19 protein-coding genes and 1 tRNA gene are annotated in these 15,327 nt (G+C 65.7%); 12 read left to right on the forward strand and 8 right to left on the reverse strand.

The genetic code is table 11. The annotated features are described in order from the left end of the window. Nucleotides 1–217: 217 nt before the first annotated feature. The 3 genes from ACROUL_RS12095 to ACROUL_RS12105 are packed head-to-tail and all read left to right on the forward strand — an operon-like array spanning nucleotide 218 to nucleotide 2,462. Complete coding sequence (locus ACROUL_RS12095; RefSeq protein WP_305568744.1) at nucleotides 218–520, forward strand: virulence factor; 303 nt, start codon at nucleotides 218–220, stop codon at nucleotides 518–520. Nucleotides 521–555: 35 nt separating this feature from the next. Continuing rightward, complete coding sequence (locus tag ACROUL_RS12100) at nucleotides 556–1,470, forward strand: methylenetetrahydrofolate reductase (RefSeq protein WP_431299724.1); 915 nt, start codon at nucleotides 556–558, stop codon at nucleotides 1,468–1,470. Between the two features lie 14 nt (nucleotides 1,471–1,484). Next, nucleotides 1,485–2,462 (forward strand): methyltetrahydrofolate cobalamin methyltransferase, encoded by a 978-nt coding sequence (locus tag ACROUL_RS12105; RefSeq protein WP_431299725.1) that lies wholly within the window; start codon nucleotides 1,485–1,487, stop codon nucleotides 2,460–2,462. Here the strand turns inward: ACROUL_RS12105 and ACROUL_RS12110 are convergent. Continuing rightward, nucleotides 2,459–3,187, reverse strand: a complete 729-nt coding sequence (locus tag ACROUL_RS12110; RefSeq protein WP_431299726.1) for a GNAT family N-acetyltransferase — start codon at nucleotides 3,185–3,187, stop codon at nucleotides 2,459–2,461. The two genes, ACROUL_RS12105 and ACROUL_RS12110, sit on opposite strands and share 4 nt — an antisense overlap. A gap of 109 nt (nucleotides 3,188–3,296) precedes the next feature. Here ACROUL_RS12110 and msrB point away from each other — a divergent pair, with 109 nt between their 5' ends. Then, nucleotides 3,297–3,689, forward strand: coding sequence for a peptide-methionine (R)-S-oxide reductase MsrB (gene msrB / locus ACROUL_RS12115; RefSeq protein ID WP_431299727.1), 393 nt, complete (start codon nucleotides 3,297–3,299; stop codon nucleotides 3,687–3,689). 3 nt (nucleotides 3,690–3,692) lie between these two features. Here msrB and ACROUL_RS12120 read toward each other — a convergent pair whose 3' ends face one another. Next, on the reverse strand, nucleotides 3,693–4,169 hold the full coding sequence (locus ACROUL_RS12120) for an outer membrane protein assembly factor BamE (RefSeq protein WP_431299728.1): 477 nt from the start codon (nucleotides 4,167–4,169) through the stop codon (nucleotides 3,693–3,695). A gap of 194 nt (nucleotides 4,170–4,363) precedes the next feature. Between ACROUL_RS12120 and ACROUL_RS12125 the strand changes: the two genes are divergently transcribed. From ACROUL_RS12125 to ACROUL_RS12160, 8 genes are all read left to right on the forward strand, one after another. Further along, the gene (locus tag ACROUL_RS12125; protein WP_431299729.1) at nucleotides 4,364–4,927 is read left to right on the forward strand and encodes a YceD family protein; all 564 of its coding nucleotides are present in this window, start codon (nucleotides 4,364–4,366) and stop codon (nucleotides 4,925–4,927) included. A 171-nt stretch (nucleotides 4,928–5,098) separates the two neighbouring features. Then, nucleotides 5,099–5,305, forward strand: coding sequence for a 50S ribosomal protein L32 (rpmF, locus tag ACROUL_RS12130; RefSeq protein ID WP_305568750.1), 207 nt, complete (start codon nucleotides 5,099–5,101; stop codon nucleotides 5,303–5,305). Between the two features lie 26 nt (nucleotides 5,306–5,331). Next, nucleotides 5,332–6,456 carry a phosphate acyltransferase PlsX gene (gene plsX / locus ACROUL_RS12135; RefSeq protein WP_431299730.1) on the forward strand — a complete coding sequence of 375 codons (1,125 nt, stop codon included), beginning with the start codon at nucleotides 5,332–5,334 and terminating at the stop codon, nucleotides 6,454–6,456. Then, nucleotides 6,453–7,424: a beta-ketoacyl-ACP synthase III gene (locus ACROUL_RS12140; protein ID WP_431299731.1), complete on the forward strand. Its 972-nt coding sequence runs from the start codon at nucleotides 6,453–6,455 to the stop codon at nucleotides 7,422–7,424. Before plsX ends, ACROUL_RS12140 begins: the two co-directional genes overlap by 4 nt. 91 nt (nucleotides 7,425–7,515) lie before the next feature. Continuing rightward, on the forward strand, nucleotides 7,516–7,818 hold the full coding sequence (gene ihfA / locus ACROUL_RS12145; protein WP_431299732.1) for an integration host factor subunit alpha: 303 nt from the start codon (nucleotides 7,516–7,518) through the stop codon (nucleotides 7,816–7,818). Nucleotides 7,819–7,833: 15 nt separating this feature from the next. Further along, nucleotides 7,834–8,469, forward strand: a complete 636-nt coding sequence (locus tag ACROUL_RS12150) for a MerR family transcriptional regulator (protein WP_431299733.1) — start codon at nucleotides 7,834–7,836, stop codon at nucleotides 8,467–8,469. Between the two features lie 61 nt (nucleotides 8,470–8,530). Then, a tRNA-Pro gene (locus ACROUL_RS12155) sits at nucleotides 8,531–8,608 on the forward strand. Between the two features lie 64 nt (nucleotides 8,609–8,672). Beyond that, the gene (locus ACROUL_RS12160) at nucleotides 8,673–9,752 is read left to right on the forward strand and encodes a 2'-deoxycytidine 5'-triphosphate deaminase (protein ID WP_431299734.1); all 1,080 of its coding nucleotides are present in this window, start codon (nucleotides 8,673–8,675) and stop codon (nucleotides 9,750–9,752) included. Between the two features lie 151 nt (nucleotides 9,753–9,903). On the opposite strand, the gene ACROUL_RS12165 is transcribed toward ACROUL_RS12160, so the two are convergent. The 6 genes from ACROUL_RS12165 to argS form a co-directional block, all read right to left on the reverse strand. Beyond that, nucleotides 9,904–10,104 carry a hypothetical protein gene (locus ACROUL_RS12165; RefSeq protein WP_431299735.1) on the reverse strand — a complete coding sequence of 67 codons (201 nt, stop codon included), beginning with the start codon at nucleotides 10,102–10,104 and terminating at the stop codon, nucleotides 9,904–9,906. Between the two features lie 4 nt (nucleotides 10,105–10,108). After that, complete coding sequence (gene scpB, locus ACROUL_RS12170; protein ID WP_431299736.1) at nucleotides 10,109–10,744, reverse strand: SMC-Scp complex subunit ScpB; 636 nt, start codon at nucleotides 10,742–10,744, stop codon at nucleotides 10,109–10,111. Beyond that, the gene (locus ACROUL_RS12175; RefSeq protein ID WP_431299737.1) at nucleotides 10,741–11,526 is read right to left on the reverse strand and encodes a segregation and condensation protein A; all 786 of its coding nucleotides are present in this window, start codon (nucleotides 11,524–11,526) and stop codon (nucleotides 10,741–10,743) included. Before ACROUL_RS12175 ends, scpB begins: the two co-directional genes overlap by 4 nt. Next, nucleotides 11,519–12,514, reverse strand: coding sequence for a beta-N-acetylhexosaminidase (gene nagZ / locus ACROUL_RS12180; RefSeq protein WP_431299738.1), 996 nt, complete (start codon nucleotides 12,512–12,514; stop codon nucleotides 11,519–11,521). The genes ACROUL_RS12175 and nagZ overlap by 8 nt, the downstream gene beginning before the upstream one ends. Then, complete coding sequence (locus ACROUL_RS12185; protein WP_431299739.1) at nucleotides 12,511–13,473, reverse strand: SPOR domain-containing protein; 963 nt, start codon at nucleotides 13,471–13,473, stop codon at nucleotides 12,511–12,513. Before ACROUL_RS12185 ends, nagZ begins: the two co-directional genes overlap by 4 nt. 83 nt (nucleotides 13,474–13,556) lie before the next feature. Continuing rightward, nucleotides 13,557–15,299 carry an arginine--tRNA ligase gene (gene argS / locus ACROUL_RS12190; protein WP_431299740.1) on the reverse strand — a complete coding sequence of 581 codons (1,743 nt, stop codon included), beginning with the start codon at nucleotides 15,297–15,299 and terminating at the stop codon, nucleotides 13,557–13,559. Nucleotides 15,300–15,327 lie beyond the last annotated feature (28 nt).

A 15,327-nucleotide genomic window follows, 5' to 3' on the forward strand; every position in this document is an offset into this window, starting at 1 on the left:
CGCGATGCGGGACGCGCTGTCGCACATCGCCCTATAGCATGATCTCCATGCACAATTTTCCATCCCCGCACGGTCGCAATTGCGCGCTTGGCGGTGTAAGGGTCGGTCATTGGTTCGGCGGGGTCGCATCCTCGCTGTGCCATGTCGAAAACCGACATCGCCTGTCGGCGATTGCCGCTATCAACGGACAGAACCAACGCAAGGGAATCATGCGATCATGGCCGAAGTCACAGTCGTTTACTGGCGCGACATCCCGGCCCAGGTCATCGTCGGAAAGGGCCGCAAAGGCTCCAAGGTGCAGCTTACCGAACGGTTCGAGCAGGCCATCGACCGCTGTGCCATGAAGATCGGCGCGCGCGACACCGACAGCTACCTCGCCGAATGGCGCAAGGCCGTGATCCACGATCTGGAAGGTGACCCGGACGACATCGCCCGCTCCGAAGCCGCGCGGCTGGAAGCCGAATTCGACACCGCGCGCCTCAAGGCGCTGATTGATGCAGAGGGCTGGGCGAAAGCCTGATCCCAGTTCAACCGATGACCCTGAGGGAGACCGTGATGGCCTTGTTCAACTTCCGCCGGCAAGAGCCCGCGCCCACTGCCCAGCCGCTTGAAGCCTTCCTGAAAGGCTACTCTATCGAGGTGATGCCCCGCACCGCCGAAAAGGTCGAAAACTTTCGCGACCTCCTGCCCACCGGCACCCGCGTCTACATCGCCCACATCGAGGGCACGCCGATCGAAGACATGGTCGCTACCGCCAAGCGCATCGGTGCCGAAGGCTATGACGTGATGCCGCACTTCCCGGCCCGCATCATCAAGGACAAGGCCACGCTCACCGACTGGGTCGCGCGCTACAAGGATGTGGGCGTCCGTCAGGGCCTTCTCCTTGCGGGTGGCGTCGCGCAGCCGGTCGGAGACTACGCAACCTCCATGCAGCTACTGGACTCAGGCGCGTTCGATGGCTTTGACCGCCTGCATGTCGCCGGCCACCCCGAAGGCAACAAGGACATCGACCCCGATGGGTCAGACCGCATGGTGATGGAAGCCGCGCGTTGGAAATCGGCCTTCGCCGAACGCACCGACGCCAAGATGGCAATGGCGACGCAGTTCTGCTTCGAGGCCGACCCCGTGATCGCCTGGGTAAACCGTCTGACCGCCGAAAGCATCAATCTACCCGTCCACATCGGCATCGCTGGCCCCGCCAAACTGCAAACCCTGATCAAGTTCGCCATCGCCTGCGGCGTCGGCCCGTCGCTCCGCGTGCTGCAAAAGCGCGCGATGGACGTGACGAAACTCCTGCTGCCCTACGAGCCGACCGAGATCCTGTCCGGCCTTGCGGCACACAAGGCCGCGAACCCTGGTTTCGGGATCGAACAGGTCCACTTCTTCCCCCTCGGCGGCATCAAGACCAACGCCGCCTGGGTCACCGAAAACGGCGGCGCCTCTGGCGTGCCCGCATCCGCAAACGCCTGAGGAAAAGTTCAACAATGACCCGTACAGTTATTGAATCCAAAACGAAAACCGTGATCATCGGTTTTGACGAACCGTTCTGCGTGATCGGCGAACGCATCAACCCGACCGGCCGCAAGAAGCTTGCGGCGGAACTTGAGGCGGGCAATTTCGAAACCGTCATCAGGGACGCGTTGGAACAGGTTGCCTGTGGTGCCACCGTCCTCGACGTGAACTCCGGCGCGGTCTTCACCAACAAGATGGCGACCGACCCGCGCTATGCCGACAACAACTTCGTCGAACCCCCGCTGATGAAGGCGCTGATCGAGATCATCCAGCAAACCGTCGACGTGCCTTTGTGCATCGACTCCTCGGTCCCCGGCGCGCTTGAGGCTGGCCTGATGGCCTGCGAAGGCCGACCGCTCCTGAACTCCGTCACGGGCGAGGAACACCGGCTGGAACTCGTCCTGCCCTTGGTCAAGAAATACAACGTCCCGGTCGTCGCCATCTCGAACGACGATACCGGCATTTCCGAAGACCCGGACGTGCGCTTCGCCGTCGCCAAAAAAATCGTCGAACGCGCAGCAGATTTCGGCATCCCGGCGCATGACATCGTGGTCGATCCCCTTGTCATGCCGGTCGGCGCGATGGGCAGCGCGGGCCAGCAGGTCTTTACCCTCGTGCGCCGCCTGCGCGACGAGCTTGGCGTCAATACCACTTGCGGCGCCTCCAACATCTCCTTCGGCCTGCCCCACCGCCACGGCATCAACGGCGCCTTCCTGCCGATGGCCATTGGCGCTGGCATGACTTCCGCGATCATGAACCCCGTCCGCCAGCAGGAAATGGAGGCAATCCGCGCCGCCAACTTCCTGATGAACCACGACGCGAACGGCGGCGAATGGATCCGCTTCGCCAAGGTGCTCGAAGCTGTCGAAGCCGGCATGACCTTCGCCGAAGCATCCGCCGCCGCAACTCAGGCCACATCAGGCCGTCGCGGCGGGCGCAAGTCGCGCTAAAACCCGGCCAGCGCCGTCAACGCGCGCAACCGCCCCGGCGGAATGCGCGCGACTTCGACGGCGGTAAAGACGTGCAGCGTGTCAAGATCGGCGTCAGCGACCGCGTGGTCGCTGACCCAACCGCCAAGTTGCAAGTAACTGCGCAGCAGCGTCGGCATCTCGGCCAGCGCGGTCTCGGTCGCCACCGGATGCCCCGCCAGCACCTCGGCAAAGGGGAACACCTCACCCTTCGCATGGGGCCGCCACTGCGCCGGTCCGACATGCCGCTCGGCCAGCAGTGCCAGCGCGTTCAGATGCGCCTCAGGTGCCGCCCCCTTGAACGAGGTGCAGCCGAACAGCAGCCCCACGTCCCGCTCCGTCACCACCCGCGCCAGTGCCGCCCAGGCCAGCCGCAGGATGTCAGGGTCGTGCCAGCCGGGGTCCAGCGCAAACCGCCCCAGTTCCAGCATCTTCCCCGGCCAGACCGTCAGAGGGCCCAGATCGTAGAACTGCGCGGCATAACCCGCCACGACCTCGGCCCCGCTCAGCACCATCATCCGTCCGGTCGCGACCAGACCGCCCGACACTTCTTCGATCATCAGATGGCTGCACAGGGTGTCAAACGCGTCACCGTCCGGCACCAGCCCGCCCCGGAACACCCTGCCCCGCAGCGCCAGAACCGCGTCCATGTCCAGCGGCCCGTCAGCCATCCGCGCCCGATACCGCCCGCGTTCCAGTGCGATCACGTTTCTGTCCTCGCCGCGACAGCGGCCTTGGCACGGCGTTCCCCGCCGCCTAAATGTTCCCAGAACCGCGCCGCCCATGCAAGGCAGCGCCCCCAAAGCGGAGCACATCATGGACAAGATCGTCAAATCCGACGCCGAATGGCAGTCTCAACTGTCCGACCTCGCCTTCAAGGTGACCCGCAAGCACGGCACCGAACGCGCCTTCACCCACGACGACTTTCCGAAAGACCCCGGCACATACCGCTGCATCTGCTGCGACGCGCCGCTGTTCGACCAATCGACCAAGTTTGACTCAGGCACCGGCTGGCCGTCGTTCTATGCCCCGCTCAGCCCTCAAATGGTCGGCGAACAGTCCGACAACTCGTGGTTCATGCGCCGCACCGAGGTGCACTGCAACCGCTGCGACGCCCACCTAGGCCACGTCTTTCCCGACGGCCCCGCGCCAACCGGCCTGCGCTACTGCATGAACGGCGTGGCCCTGCGCTTCGAGCCCGAGGCCTGACGCTTACCCCGCGACATCCTCGGCCCGGAGCCGCCCGAAGCTGCCCAAAAGCTGGCCGATGAAGCTGACGCCCTTGATGTTCGTCTCGGTCACCCGGCGCGAAAGTTCCACCACGCGGCCTTCCTCCAGCCCGAAGCGGCCGATGTTCGACACGGTGCCGTTCTCGGCAAAGTTCACGACAAGCACCTGCCGGTCCACTTCCTGTGGCTCGCGCGGGCCCACCAGTTTGTAGCGGCTTTGCACGTAAAACCAGCCTTCGTCGTTCAACAAGCCAGAGGTCGATGGCCGCCCGATCTTCTGCTCCACGGTATCGCGGGTGTCGACGCCCACTTCGACCGTGGCAAGCTCGTCCTCGGCCGGCACATAGCCGTGATTGCGGTAAACCGGCGAACACGCGGCGATCAACGCCACCACGACAAGGCCAAGACCCTGCGCCCGGCAGGCCGTCAGAACCGACCGCGCTTGGGGAAAAACTGCCATACTTGCCCTCGTGCCTCATGTCAGGTCGCCGGCCCACCCCCGTCCACGCACGCGCATGGCAATAAGAGACCGGCTGAAGACGCGGGTTCTTCAAAACCCTTGGACTTCGGGATAACAGAAGGACAGCCCACTATTCAAGAATGGAACGTCGCCCGGTCACGCCAACCGCCCGACAGCCGCGAAAGGTCGCCGACATGTCAGATGCACCAACCACCAGACCGACCCGCTTTCGCACCGGCGGTCTCAGCCCGCGCAAGCCCACCCACTTCACCTACGTCCCCGATGCCGAGGCGCGCGCCAACCTCGCCCGCACCCTCGACCTTCTTGGCATCAAGTCGCTGACCTTTACCGGCTCCATTGCGCCCTCGGGACGCGATGAGATGACGCTGACCGGCACGCTCACCGCCTCGGTCGATCAGGCCTGCGTCGTGACCCTCGCCCCCGTGCCGGCCCGGATTTCCGAAGAGGTCCGCCGCCGCTACGTCGCAGGCCTGCCCACGCCCGAGGGCGACGAGGTGGAAATGCCCGAGGATGACACCACCGAACCGATGCCCGAGGTGATCGATCTTGACGAGGTGGTGACCGAAGCCATGGCGCTGGCGCTGCCGCTTTACCCCCGCGCCCCCGGTGCCACCCTCGGTCAGGTCGTCCATGCAGAGCCTGGCACAGCCCCCCTGACCGACGCCGATCTCAAACCTTTTGCCGGTCTGGCGGGGCTTGCGGAAAAGCTGGCCGACAAGGGCCCGAAGGACGGTTGAGCCGCCGCTGCCGCAGTTGCGAAAAGGGACTTGCGCGCCCGGCAAATCCGAGTATGTTCCGCGCCTCATTAAGCTGTGAAACAGCATCTGTCGGCTATTGCCAAAGGCACACCCGACACGTTGTTTTGCAAAGGAAATCCGGGGCCTGTCCCCACTGCCAGAGGTTGTGACATGGCTGTCCCGCAGAACCGCACCACGAAATCCAAGCGCAACATGCGCCGCGCCCATGACTCGCTCGTGGCTGCCAATCCGAACGAATGCTCCAATTGCGGCGAACTGAAGCGCCCGCATCATGTTTGCGCTTCGTGCGGTCACTATGACGCCCGCGAAGTCGTGGCGATGGCCAAGGACGTGGATCTCGATGAGGATGCGGCGTAAGCCGCACCCGACGCATCCGCGCTCCGATGGCCAACGGACTTGACACTCCGCCAACCTCTGCTGCTGAGCGCATCGTCATTTCGGTAGATGCAATGGGGGGTGACCGGGGTCCGGCGGCAGTTGTCGCAGGCCTTTCGGAAACCGTTGCCCGGATTCCGGATATCGCCGTCGTTCTGCACGGCGACGAGGCGGTGCTTGCACCGCTTCTTGCGCGTCATCCTGAACTCACCGGCCATGTCGTGCTGCGCCATGCGCCCCGCGCGGTGACGATGGATGACAAGCCCGCTCAGGTCATGCGCCACGGCGAAGGCACGTCGATGTGGTCGACCATCGAAAGCGTCCGCTCTGGCGAAGCTCAGGCCGCCGTCTCTTGCGGCAATACCGGCGCGCTGATGGCGGTGTCGATGATCCGCCTGCGCAAACTGCCCGGCGTCAACCGTCCCGCCATCGCCTGCCTCTGGCCATCGCGCAATCCCGGCGGTTTCAACGTCATGCTGGATGTCGGCGCCGACGTGAAGGCCGAGGCGGATGATCTGCTGCAATACGCCACGATGGGCGCGTCCTACGCCCGCAACGGTCTTGGCCTTACCCGCCCGCGCGTCGGCCTCCTGAATGTCGGCACCGAAGAACACAAGGGCCGCGCCGAGTTGAAAGAGGCGCATGACCGCATGGCCACCACCGCCGAGGCAGGCGCGTTCGACTATGTCGGCTTCGTCGAAGGCGTCGATTTGCCCTCTGACCGGGTTGACGTCATCGTGACCGACGGCTTCACCGGCAACGTCGCCCTCAAGACCGGCGAAGGCACCGCCAAACTGATTTCCGACTTCATGCGCGAAGCGTTCGGCGCGGGCATCCTGTCAAAGTTTGCCGCCCTCCTTGCCATGAACTCCCTGAAACGGTTGCAAAAACGCATGGACCCCCGGCGCGTCAACGGTGGCGTTTTCCTTGGCCTGAACGGCACCGTGGTCAAATCGCACGGCTCCGCCGACGCGACCGGCATCTCTGCCGCCATTGGCCTTGCCCACCAACTCGCCCGCTCGCGCTTCATCGAACGGCTGGCCGCGCGGGTTGCATCTGCCGAACGTGCGGGGCAGGATGCGGCAAAGGAAAGACCCGCAGACGCCGGGCCGGGGAGCAGTCCATCCACATGACGATACGCGCCGTAGTCAAGGGCGTCGGGCACTACCTGCCAGACCGCTTGGTCCCGAATTCGGAATTTGAAGCCATCGTCGACACCTCTGACGAATGGATCCGCTCGCGCTCTGGCATCGAACGCCGCCACTTCGCCGCCGAAGGTCAGGGCACCTCCGATCTTGCGACCCGCGCCGCCAAGGCTGCCCTCGCCGACGCGGGCCTGCAGGCTGACGACATCGACGCGATCATCCTCGCGACCTCCACCCCTGACCTCACCTTCCCGGCCGCCGCCACGATGGTGCAGGCCGCGCTCGGCATGACGCGCGGCTTTGCCTTCGACGTGCAGGCCGTCTGCGCCGGATTCGTCTACGCCCTGACCAACGCCAACGCCCTGATCCTGTCGGGCCAGGCGAAACGCGTCCTCGTCATCGGTGCCGAAACCTTCAGCCGCCTGATGAACTGGAACGACCGTTCCACCTGCGTCCTCTTCGGTGACGGCGCCGGTGCGCTTATCCTCGAGGCTACCGAAAGCCCCGGCACCTCCGCCGATCGCGGCATCCTTTCGACCGACCTCAACTCCGACGGCCGCTACCGCGACCTTCTCTACGTCAATGGCGGCGTCTCCACCGGCACCACCGGTCATCTGGTGATGGAAGGCAAGGAAGTCTTCCGACATGCCATTGAAAAGCTTGCCGAAACCGCCCATACGGCACTCGACAAGGCTGGCCTCACGCCCGAAGATGTCGACTGGATCGTGCCACATCAGGCCAACATCCGCATCATCGAAGGCACCGCCAAGCGGATGCAGGTGCCGATGGACCGCGTCGTCGTCACCGTGCAAGACCACGGCAACACCTCTGCTGCCTCGATCCCCCTCGCCCTCTCCGTCGGCCGCGACCGGGGCCAGATCAAGCAGGGCGACCTTCTGGTGACCGAGGCGATCGGCGGTGGCCTCGCCTGGGGCTCCGTCGTCATCCGCTGGTAAAGGCCTTTAAACACGCGCCCCAAGTGGTTGATATTGACTCGTAAATCCATCCGCCGCATCCTGCCGGAAAATAACACCCGGGGGGGAAGTGATGAGCGAGAAGACTTTGACACGGATGGATCTCAGCGAAGCCGTGTTCCGCGAGGTCGGCCTAAGCCGCAACGAATCCGCCAGCCTCGTTGAATCCGTGCTGCAACACATGTCCGACGCCCTCGCCTCTGGCGAGACGGTCAAGATTTCCTCCTTCGGCACCTTCTCGGTCCGCTCCAAATCCGCCCGCGTCGGACGCAACCCGAAAACCGGCGACGAAGTTCCAATCAGCCCCCGCCGCGTGCTGACTTTCCGCCCCTCGCATCTGATGAAAGATCGCGTGGCGGCCGGCAAGAAACGCTGAAGGGAAGGCTAGCGGATGGACAAGTCGCCTGACGCCTTCCGCACGATCAGCGAAGTCTCCGACGTGCTCGACACGCCGGCACATGTGCTGCGCTTCTGGGAAAGCCGCTTTCCGCAGATCCGGCCGGTCAAGCGGGCCGGCGGGCGGCGCTACTACCGCCCGTCCGATGTTGCCCTGCTCACCGGCATCAAGCGGCTGTTGCATGACGAAGGCCTTACCATCCGCGGCGTGCAGAAGATTCTGCGCGAACAGGGCGTGCGCCACGTCGCAGGACTGACCGATGACCAGAGCACGCCCGAGGACGTGATCGACGAAAGCGTGCTGGCGCAATATCTCGGTGCCACCGACGACGAGGCCGAGGACGAGGCCGACGAAGATGCAGCCGACGCGCCGGGCCAGCAAACCGTGCTGCCGTTCCCGACACCGGCCCCCAAACCGGCTGAACCCCCGCAGCACGCCGCAGAACCACCCGCCGCGCCACCAGCACCGCGTCCGGCCCCGATTGACGACAGCCAAAGTTTCGCCAGCAAGATCAGGCACTTGCCCCGCGGCAGCCTCACCGCCAAACGTGGCACCATCGCCGGATTCGCCCGCCAGCTCATCATCTTGCGCACAAAGCTTGCCGACCGCATCGAAGGCGGTCAGGGCTAAGGCGGCGTGTGTGCTTTCCTGCTTGCCCCGGCCCGGAAAACCGGTATGTATCGCCCCGTGTCGGGCCGTAGCGCAGCCTGGTTAGCGCGTCCGTCTGGGGGGCGGGAGGTCGAGAGTTCGAATCTCTCCGGCCCGACCATTGCAAAGCCGCCCGCCTGCCATACGGTAGCGCGGGCGGTTTCGTATCCAAGGATCAAAGGCCCATGATGACCCCCGGTGTGCTGCCTGCCCAAGCCCTGCGCGACCTCATCGCCACCGGCGCCATCGCGGCCAACCCACCCGTTCTGGAAGCACAGCTGCAACCCGCCAGCCTCGATCTGCGCCTCGGCAGTGTGGCCTACCGCGTCCGCGCCTCGTTCCTCACCGGCAAGGGCCGCACCGTCGAAGACCGGCTGGCAGAATTTACCATGCACAAGGTCGATCTCGCCGGCGGCGCGGTGCTGGAAAAGAATTGCGTCTACGTCATCCCGCTCGCCGAACGCCTCGCTCTCCCTCCCGGCCTCACCGCCGTTGCCAACGCCAAAAGCTCCACAGGCCGGCTCGACCTTCTTACCCGCACCATCACCGACGGTGGCATCGAGTTTGACCGCATCCCCGAAGGCTACCAAGGCCCGCTTTACGCCGAGGTCTGCCCGCGCAGCTTCTCCGTTCTCGTCCGCCCCGGCCAACGCCTGAACCAGATTCGTTTCCGCCACGGCCACGCCGTCCTCTCCGACGCCGACCTGACCGCACTCCACGCCGCCGAACCCCTCGTCTCGGGCGATGCGGTGATCTCCGAAGGCCTCGGCTTTTCCGTCGACCTCCGCCCCGCCAGCGGCGATCTCGTCGGCTACCGCGCCAAGCCCCATGCCGGCGTGATTGACCTCGACCGCATCGGCCACTACCCCGTCCCTGAATTCTGGGAGGCCCTGCACACCAGCGATGGCCGCATCATCCTCGATCCCGGTGCCTTCTACATCCTCGTCAGCCGCGAGGCGGTGACGATCCCGCCCGACTACGCCGCCGAAATGGCGCCTTACCTTGCGATGGTGGGAGAATTTCGCGTGCATTACGCCGGCTTCTTCGACCCCGGCTTCGGCTACGCCGCCGCCGGTGGTGCAGGCTCGCGTGGCGTGCTGGAAGTGCGCTGCCACGAAGCACCCTTCGTCCTCGAACACGGTCAGGTCGTCGGCCGCCTCGTCTACGAGCGGATGAGCGCCCGCCCCGAAACCCTCTACGGCGCTGGCATCGCATCAAACTACCAGGGCCAGGGCCTGAAACTCGCCAAGCAATTCAAGGTCTGACCCCGGCCCCGCGCGCCGGATCTGCTCTTTTCAGAAATACTCACACCTTCGGCTCTGCCGCCTGCCCTAAGGCACCACCGCCCGCCACCGCGCGCCTCCCTCCCCCCCTCGCGGGGGAGGGCTGGGGTGGGGGCGCACCGTCAGCGCAGAACTACCGCCACAGCCGGCGCGTGACCTTCGCCACCTCCTGCGCCTTGTTCGACAGATCCTTCGCCCGCCGCGCCTGATCACGCTCCTCGGGCGTCATCTCAGCCTCGGGCTTGCCCTTGCCAGCAGCATACTTCACGCCCGTGTCCACCGCGGTCGTGATGAACATCCGCGTCAGCATCCCGATCAACCGGTTCCAGTCCATCGTTTCAATCCTCGAATAGTTCGCTCTGCCCCGTCGTAGCTTCGTCCTCGTCATCCCCCGGCAAGGAAAGCCCCGGCGCAGTCCGGTTGTCCAGAAGTCCCGCTGCCCGCAATTCCTTCAGCCCCGGCAGATCGCGCGCCGATTCAAGGCCGAAGTGGTCCAGGAAATGCTCCGTCACCACAAAGGTCACTGGCCGGCCCGGCGTCATCCGCCGCCGCCCAAGCCTGATCCAGTCCAGTTCCAGAAGCTGGTCCACTGTCCCCCGGCTGACCGCCACGCCGCGAATCTCCTCGATCTCGGCCCGCGTCACCGGCTGGTGATAGGCGACAATCGCAAGCGTCTCGATCGCGGCACGGCTCAGCTTGCGCGTCTCGACCGATTCACGCCGCATCAATTGGCCAAGGTCCGGTGCGGTGCGAAACGCGTAGGCGTCCCCAACCTTCACCAGATGGACCCCCCGCCCCTCATAGCGCTTGCGCAGATGCACCAGCGCCTCGGCCGGGTCCGCGCCATGCGGCAACCGCGCCGACAGTTCAGCCAGCGTCACCGGCTCGGCCATCGCAAACAGGATGGCTTCCACCATCCGCTCCTGCTCGCCCATCGGTGGCGCCTCGAAAAGGCTGGCCTCGTCCTCCATCATGGCTCCCTCCGGCGCAACTGGATCGGCGCAAAGCTGTCGCCCTGCCGCAGCGTGACCTGCCCGCGCTTGGCCAGTTCCAGCACGGCGGCAAAATGCGCCGCCACCGCCGACCGCCGCGCCATCGGCGTCGCAGTCCACCCCTCGGGCAGAAAGGTCGTCAGGTCCGCCCACTCGCCCGCATAGCCGATCAGCCCCCGCATCCGCTCCAGCGCCTGCTCCATCGTGAACACATGCTCACGGTCCATCACAAAGGGCCGGAACTCGTCCTTCGTCCTGATCCGCGCATAGGCTCGCATCAGATCAAGAAGCGTCGCCGTATAGCTGACCACCTTGTGGTGCGTCACATCTTCCGGCACGCCGCGCGCAAAGAAATCACGGCCCAGCTGGTCGCGCCCCATCAGCCGTGCCGCAGCCTCGCGCATCGCCGCCAACCGCTCCAGCTGAAACGCCAGATGCGCCGCCAGATCTTCCGCCGACGGCCCCTCGTCGGTCGGATCAGGCGGCAAAAGCAACCGTGATTTCAGGAACGCCAGCCACGCCGCCATCACCAGATAATCCGCCGCAAGCTCGATCCGCAAAGACTGCGCCCGCTCTACGAAGCCCAGATACTGTTCGGCCAATTGCAGAACCGACACCCGCCGCAGATCCACCTTCTGCGTCCGGCTCAGCGTCAACAGCAGGTCGAGCGGACCCTCGAACCCGTCGACATCGACGATCAGCGCTTCCGCTGCCAACCGCTCGCCCGGTGGCAGCCGCTCCGGCTGGTCCCAGTCGTCAGCCATCGGCCAACTCCGCCATCAGCGCCGGCACATCCGCCACCACATCGCGCCGCGCGGCCAGCGCTGCCTGCCCCCGCCGCCACGCCTCGGGGCCCATCCGGCCAGCGGCCGCAACAACCGCCTCCATCTCGTCCATGTGACCATTGCACTGCAACGCCACATCCACCCCCGCCGCGATCGACCGCGCCGTGCGCTCGGCCAAGGTGCCCTGCAGCGCCTCCATGTTCAGATCGTCGGTCATCAACAGCCCGTCAAACCCGATCTCGCGCCGGATCACGTCGATCATCACCGGGCTTTGCGTCGCTGGCCGCTCCGCGTCATAGGCGGAAAACACCAGATGCGCCGTCATCGCCATCGGCAAGTCGGCCAAGGCCCGGAACGGAGCGAAGTCCACCGCCCGCAACTCTTCCCGGCTGGCCGTCACCGTCGGCAGATCAAGGTGAGTGTCCACGTGGCTTCGCCCATGCCCCGGCAGATGCTTCACGACCGGGATCACACCCCCCGCCAGAAACCCGTCCGCCACCGCGCGCGCCACTGTGGCCACCACCGCCGGGTCCGTCCCATAGCATCGGTTGCGCAGGAACGGATGCGTCACCTCCGACGCCACATCCGCGACCGGCGCGCAATTCGCGTCCACCCCGACCGCCCGCAATTCCGCCGCGATCACCTCGGCCCGCAGTCGCATGGTCCGCGCCGCAGCCTCAACCGACCGCGCCGCCTGAACCGTTTCCAGCGGCGGCGCCCACTCGCGCCAATGTGGCGCGCGCATCCGCTGCACCCGACCGCCCTCCTGGTCGATCAGCACCGGGGCATCCCGCCCGACCGCCTCGCGCAAGGCAGCCGTCAGCTGCCGCACCTGATCGGGGCTGTCGATGTTGCGCGCAAAAAGAATGAACCCGAACGGGTCCGCCTCGCGGAAAAACGCCACCTCGTCGGCGCTCAGCGCAAGCCCGGCGCAGCCAAGGATCGCAGCACCGGGCGCCCCGCTCATCTCTGCGCAACCGGAATGCAGGCCGCCTCTTCCGCGACAAAGGCCGCGCAGAACCGCCGCGCGTCGGCTTCGTCCTCAAAGCCATGCGCGCGCAGACGAAAGAACGTGCGCCCGCCGCTTTCGGCCGCCTGCACCACCATCGCCTTTTGCGCCATAAGATCGCCGAACCGCCCTTGCAGGCGCGACCATTCGGCCTTCGCCTCGTCCACCGTGTCATACGCGCCGAACTGCACCAGCCGCGTGCCGGGCGCGATGCTGGCTGCGTCCATCTCGACGGGGGCCACTGCGGCACCGACCTCAGTCGCAGGCGCCGCCTCGGCGCCCACCGCAACCACCCCGTCGCGGCCCGGTCGGGCCACCGGGCGCAGCGACCGGGTGATCGTGCCTTCCAGCGCCACATCCGCCGTCAGGTCGGGGTCAAGTTCGGGCGCCACCTCCGGCTCGGTCATCGGCTCTTCGGCCAGCGCCTCGGCCAGCGCGGCGGCCACCGCGATTTCGGTCGGGTCCGCGCTTTCCACCACCGGGTCCGCCGCCAGCGCCACGTCCGGGTCCGCCCCCGCAGCCGAGACTGGCAGTGCATCTGGAACGGGCTGGCCCGCCAGCCCCGCCGCATCCTCCAGCTCCAGCTCCACCGGGCGCGGTGCCAGCACCAGCCGGTCGGCAACCGGTGCAGCCGTGCCGATCGCCGCCACTTCGTTCACCGACAAGCCCTGATTGTCCACAACCTCGCCACCGGGGTTTTCCGGGGCCACCCGCATCGGGCCATCCAGTGCCTGCACGACCGGCACGCCGCGCACGTCGCGCATCGCAAGGCTGTAACCCCAATACCCCAGCCCGATCACCAAGGCGACCGAGGCTGCCGCCCCCGCCATGTTGATGTATCGTTGAACGTTGGCCGCCCGGCCAACTCCATCTGTGGAAACGCCGCCGCCGAAACCGTCGAAATCCGCGTCTGCCATGTGTCGCCTCTGCTCGCGGGATGGTTGATCCACCCCTGCTTTTCACGCCTGTTCGCCCGGCTGAAGGCGGCTGCTCGATTGGCTCAGCGCATTTCCTCGACCGGAGTGACCCCCAAGATACCAAGACCGGCGCAAATAACAACGCCCACGGCCCGCACGAGGGCGATTTTTGCCTGCGACACGCCGGGGTCGTCCTGCAAGAACCGCAGTGACGCATCGTCGTTGCCCTTGTTCCACAAACCGTGGAAGTCCGAGGCCACTTCATACAGGTAAAACGCCACGCGATGCGGTTCGTTGCCCTTGGCGGCAATCTCCACCAGACGCGGCCATTCCGCCAGTTTCCGCGCCACGCCGATCTCGGCCTCGTTGGACAAAAGCGTCAGGTCGGCGTTGGCCAGAACCGCATCCGTCACATCGATCCCGGCATCCCGCGCCTTGCGCAGGATCGAGTTCACGCGCGCATTTGCATACTGCACATAAAAGACCGGGTTATCCTTGGACTGCTCCTGAACCTTGTCGAAATCGAAATCCAGCGCCACGTCGTTCTTGCGCGTCAGCATGATGAAACGGGTCACGTCCGCGCCGACCTCGTCCACGACGTCGCGCAGCGTGACGAACGTGCCCGCCCGCTTCGACATCTTGAACGGCTCGCCGCCCTTCCAAAGCTTGACCAACTGGATCAGCTTGATATCCAAAGGCACCCGGTTGTTCGACAACGCCGCGACCACAGCTTTCAGCCGCTTCACGTATCCACCGTGATCCGCGCCGAAGATGTTGATCAACTCGTCGAACCCGCGCTGCACCTTGTCATAATGATAGGCGATGTCGGGCGCGAAATAGGTCCACGACCCGTCCGATTTCATCACCGGCCGGTCCACATCGTCGCCATGCGCAGTGCTGCGGAACAGGGTCTGCACCCGCGGCTCCCAGTCGTCGGGCTCCTTGCCCTTAGGCGGCTCCAGCACGCCCTCATAGATCAGCCCCATCCCACGCAGCGTCTCGATCGCCGCCTCGATCTTGCCGGTGCCGTACAAGGCCTTTTCCGACGAATAAACGTCCATCTGCACGCCAAGCGCCGCCAGATCGCCCCGGATCATCTCCATCATCATGCCTGTCGCGAATTCGCGCACATCCGCCAGCCATTCCTGCTCGCCCTTGTCCAGCAGGCTGGCCCCATACTTGGCCTTCAACGCCTCACCCACCGGAATGAGATAATCCCCCGGATAAAGCCCCTCGCGGATCTCCGGCTCCAGCCCGTTCGCCTCGCGGTAGCGCTCATAGGCCGACCGCGCCAGCACATCGACCTGCGCGCCGCCATCGTTGATGTAGTATTCCCGTGTCACGTCCCAGCCCGCATAGGCCAGAAGCCGCGCCAGCGCATCGCCCACCACAGCGCCGCGCACATGGCCCACATGCATCGGGCCCGTCGGATTGGCGCTGACGAACTCCACGTTCACCCGCCGCCCCTGCCCCAGCGACGACCTGCCATACGCAGTCCCCGTCTCCAAGACGGCCCGCACCAGCCCCTGCCACGCCGCATCCACCAGCCGCAGGTTCAAGAACCCCGGCCCCGCCACATCCGCCCCCGCCACGCGCGGATCTTCCATCAACCGCGCCGCCAGCGCCTCGGCAATCGCTCGCGGCGCCATACCCGAGGGCTTGGCCAGCACCATCGCGGCATTCGTCGCCAGATGCCCATGCCCCGCATCGCGCGGCGGCTCCACCGCCACGCCCGCAAAATCGAGGCCCCCTGGCAGCACGCCCGCCGCTTGCAAGGCCATCAGCTCCGCCACCACCAGCTCGCGAATATCGGCGAAAAGGTTCATTTGATCACATCCCCTGTCATGCCAAAGG

It is taken from the genome of Tabrizicola sp. BL-A-41-H6 (assembly GCF_050632395.1).
In the GTDB taxonomy this organism is placed as follows: domain Bacteria; phylum Pseudomonadota; class Alphaproteobacteria; order Rhodobacterales; family Rhodobacteraceae; genus JAUYQR01.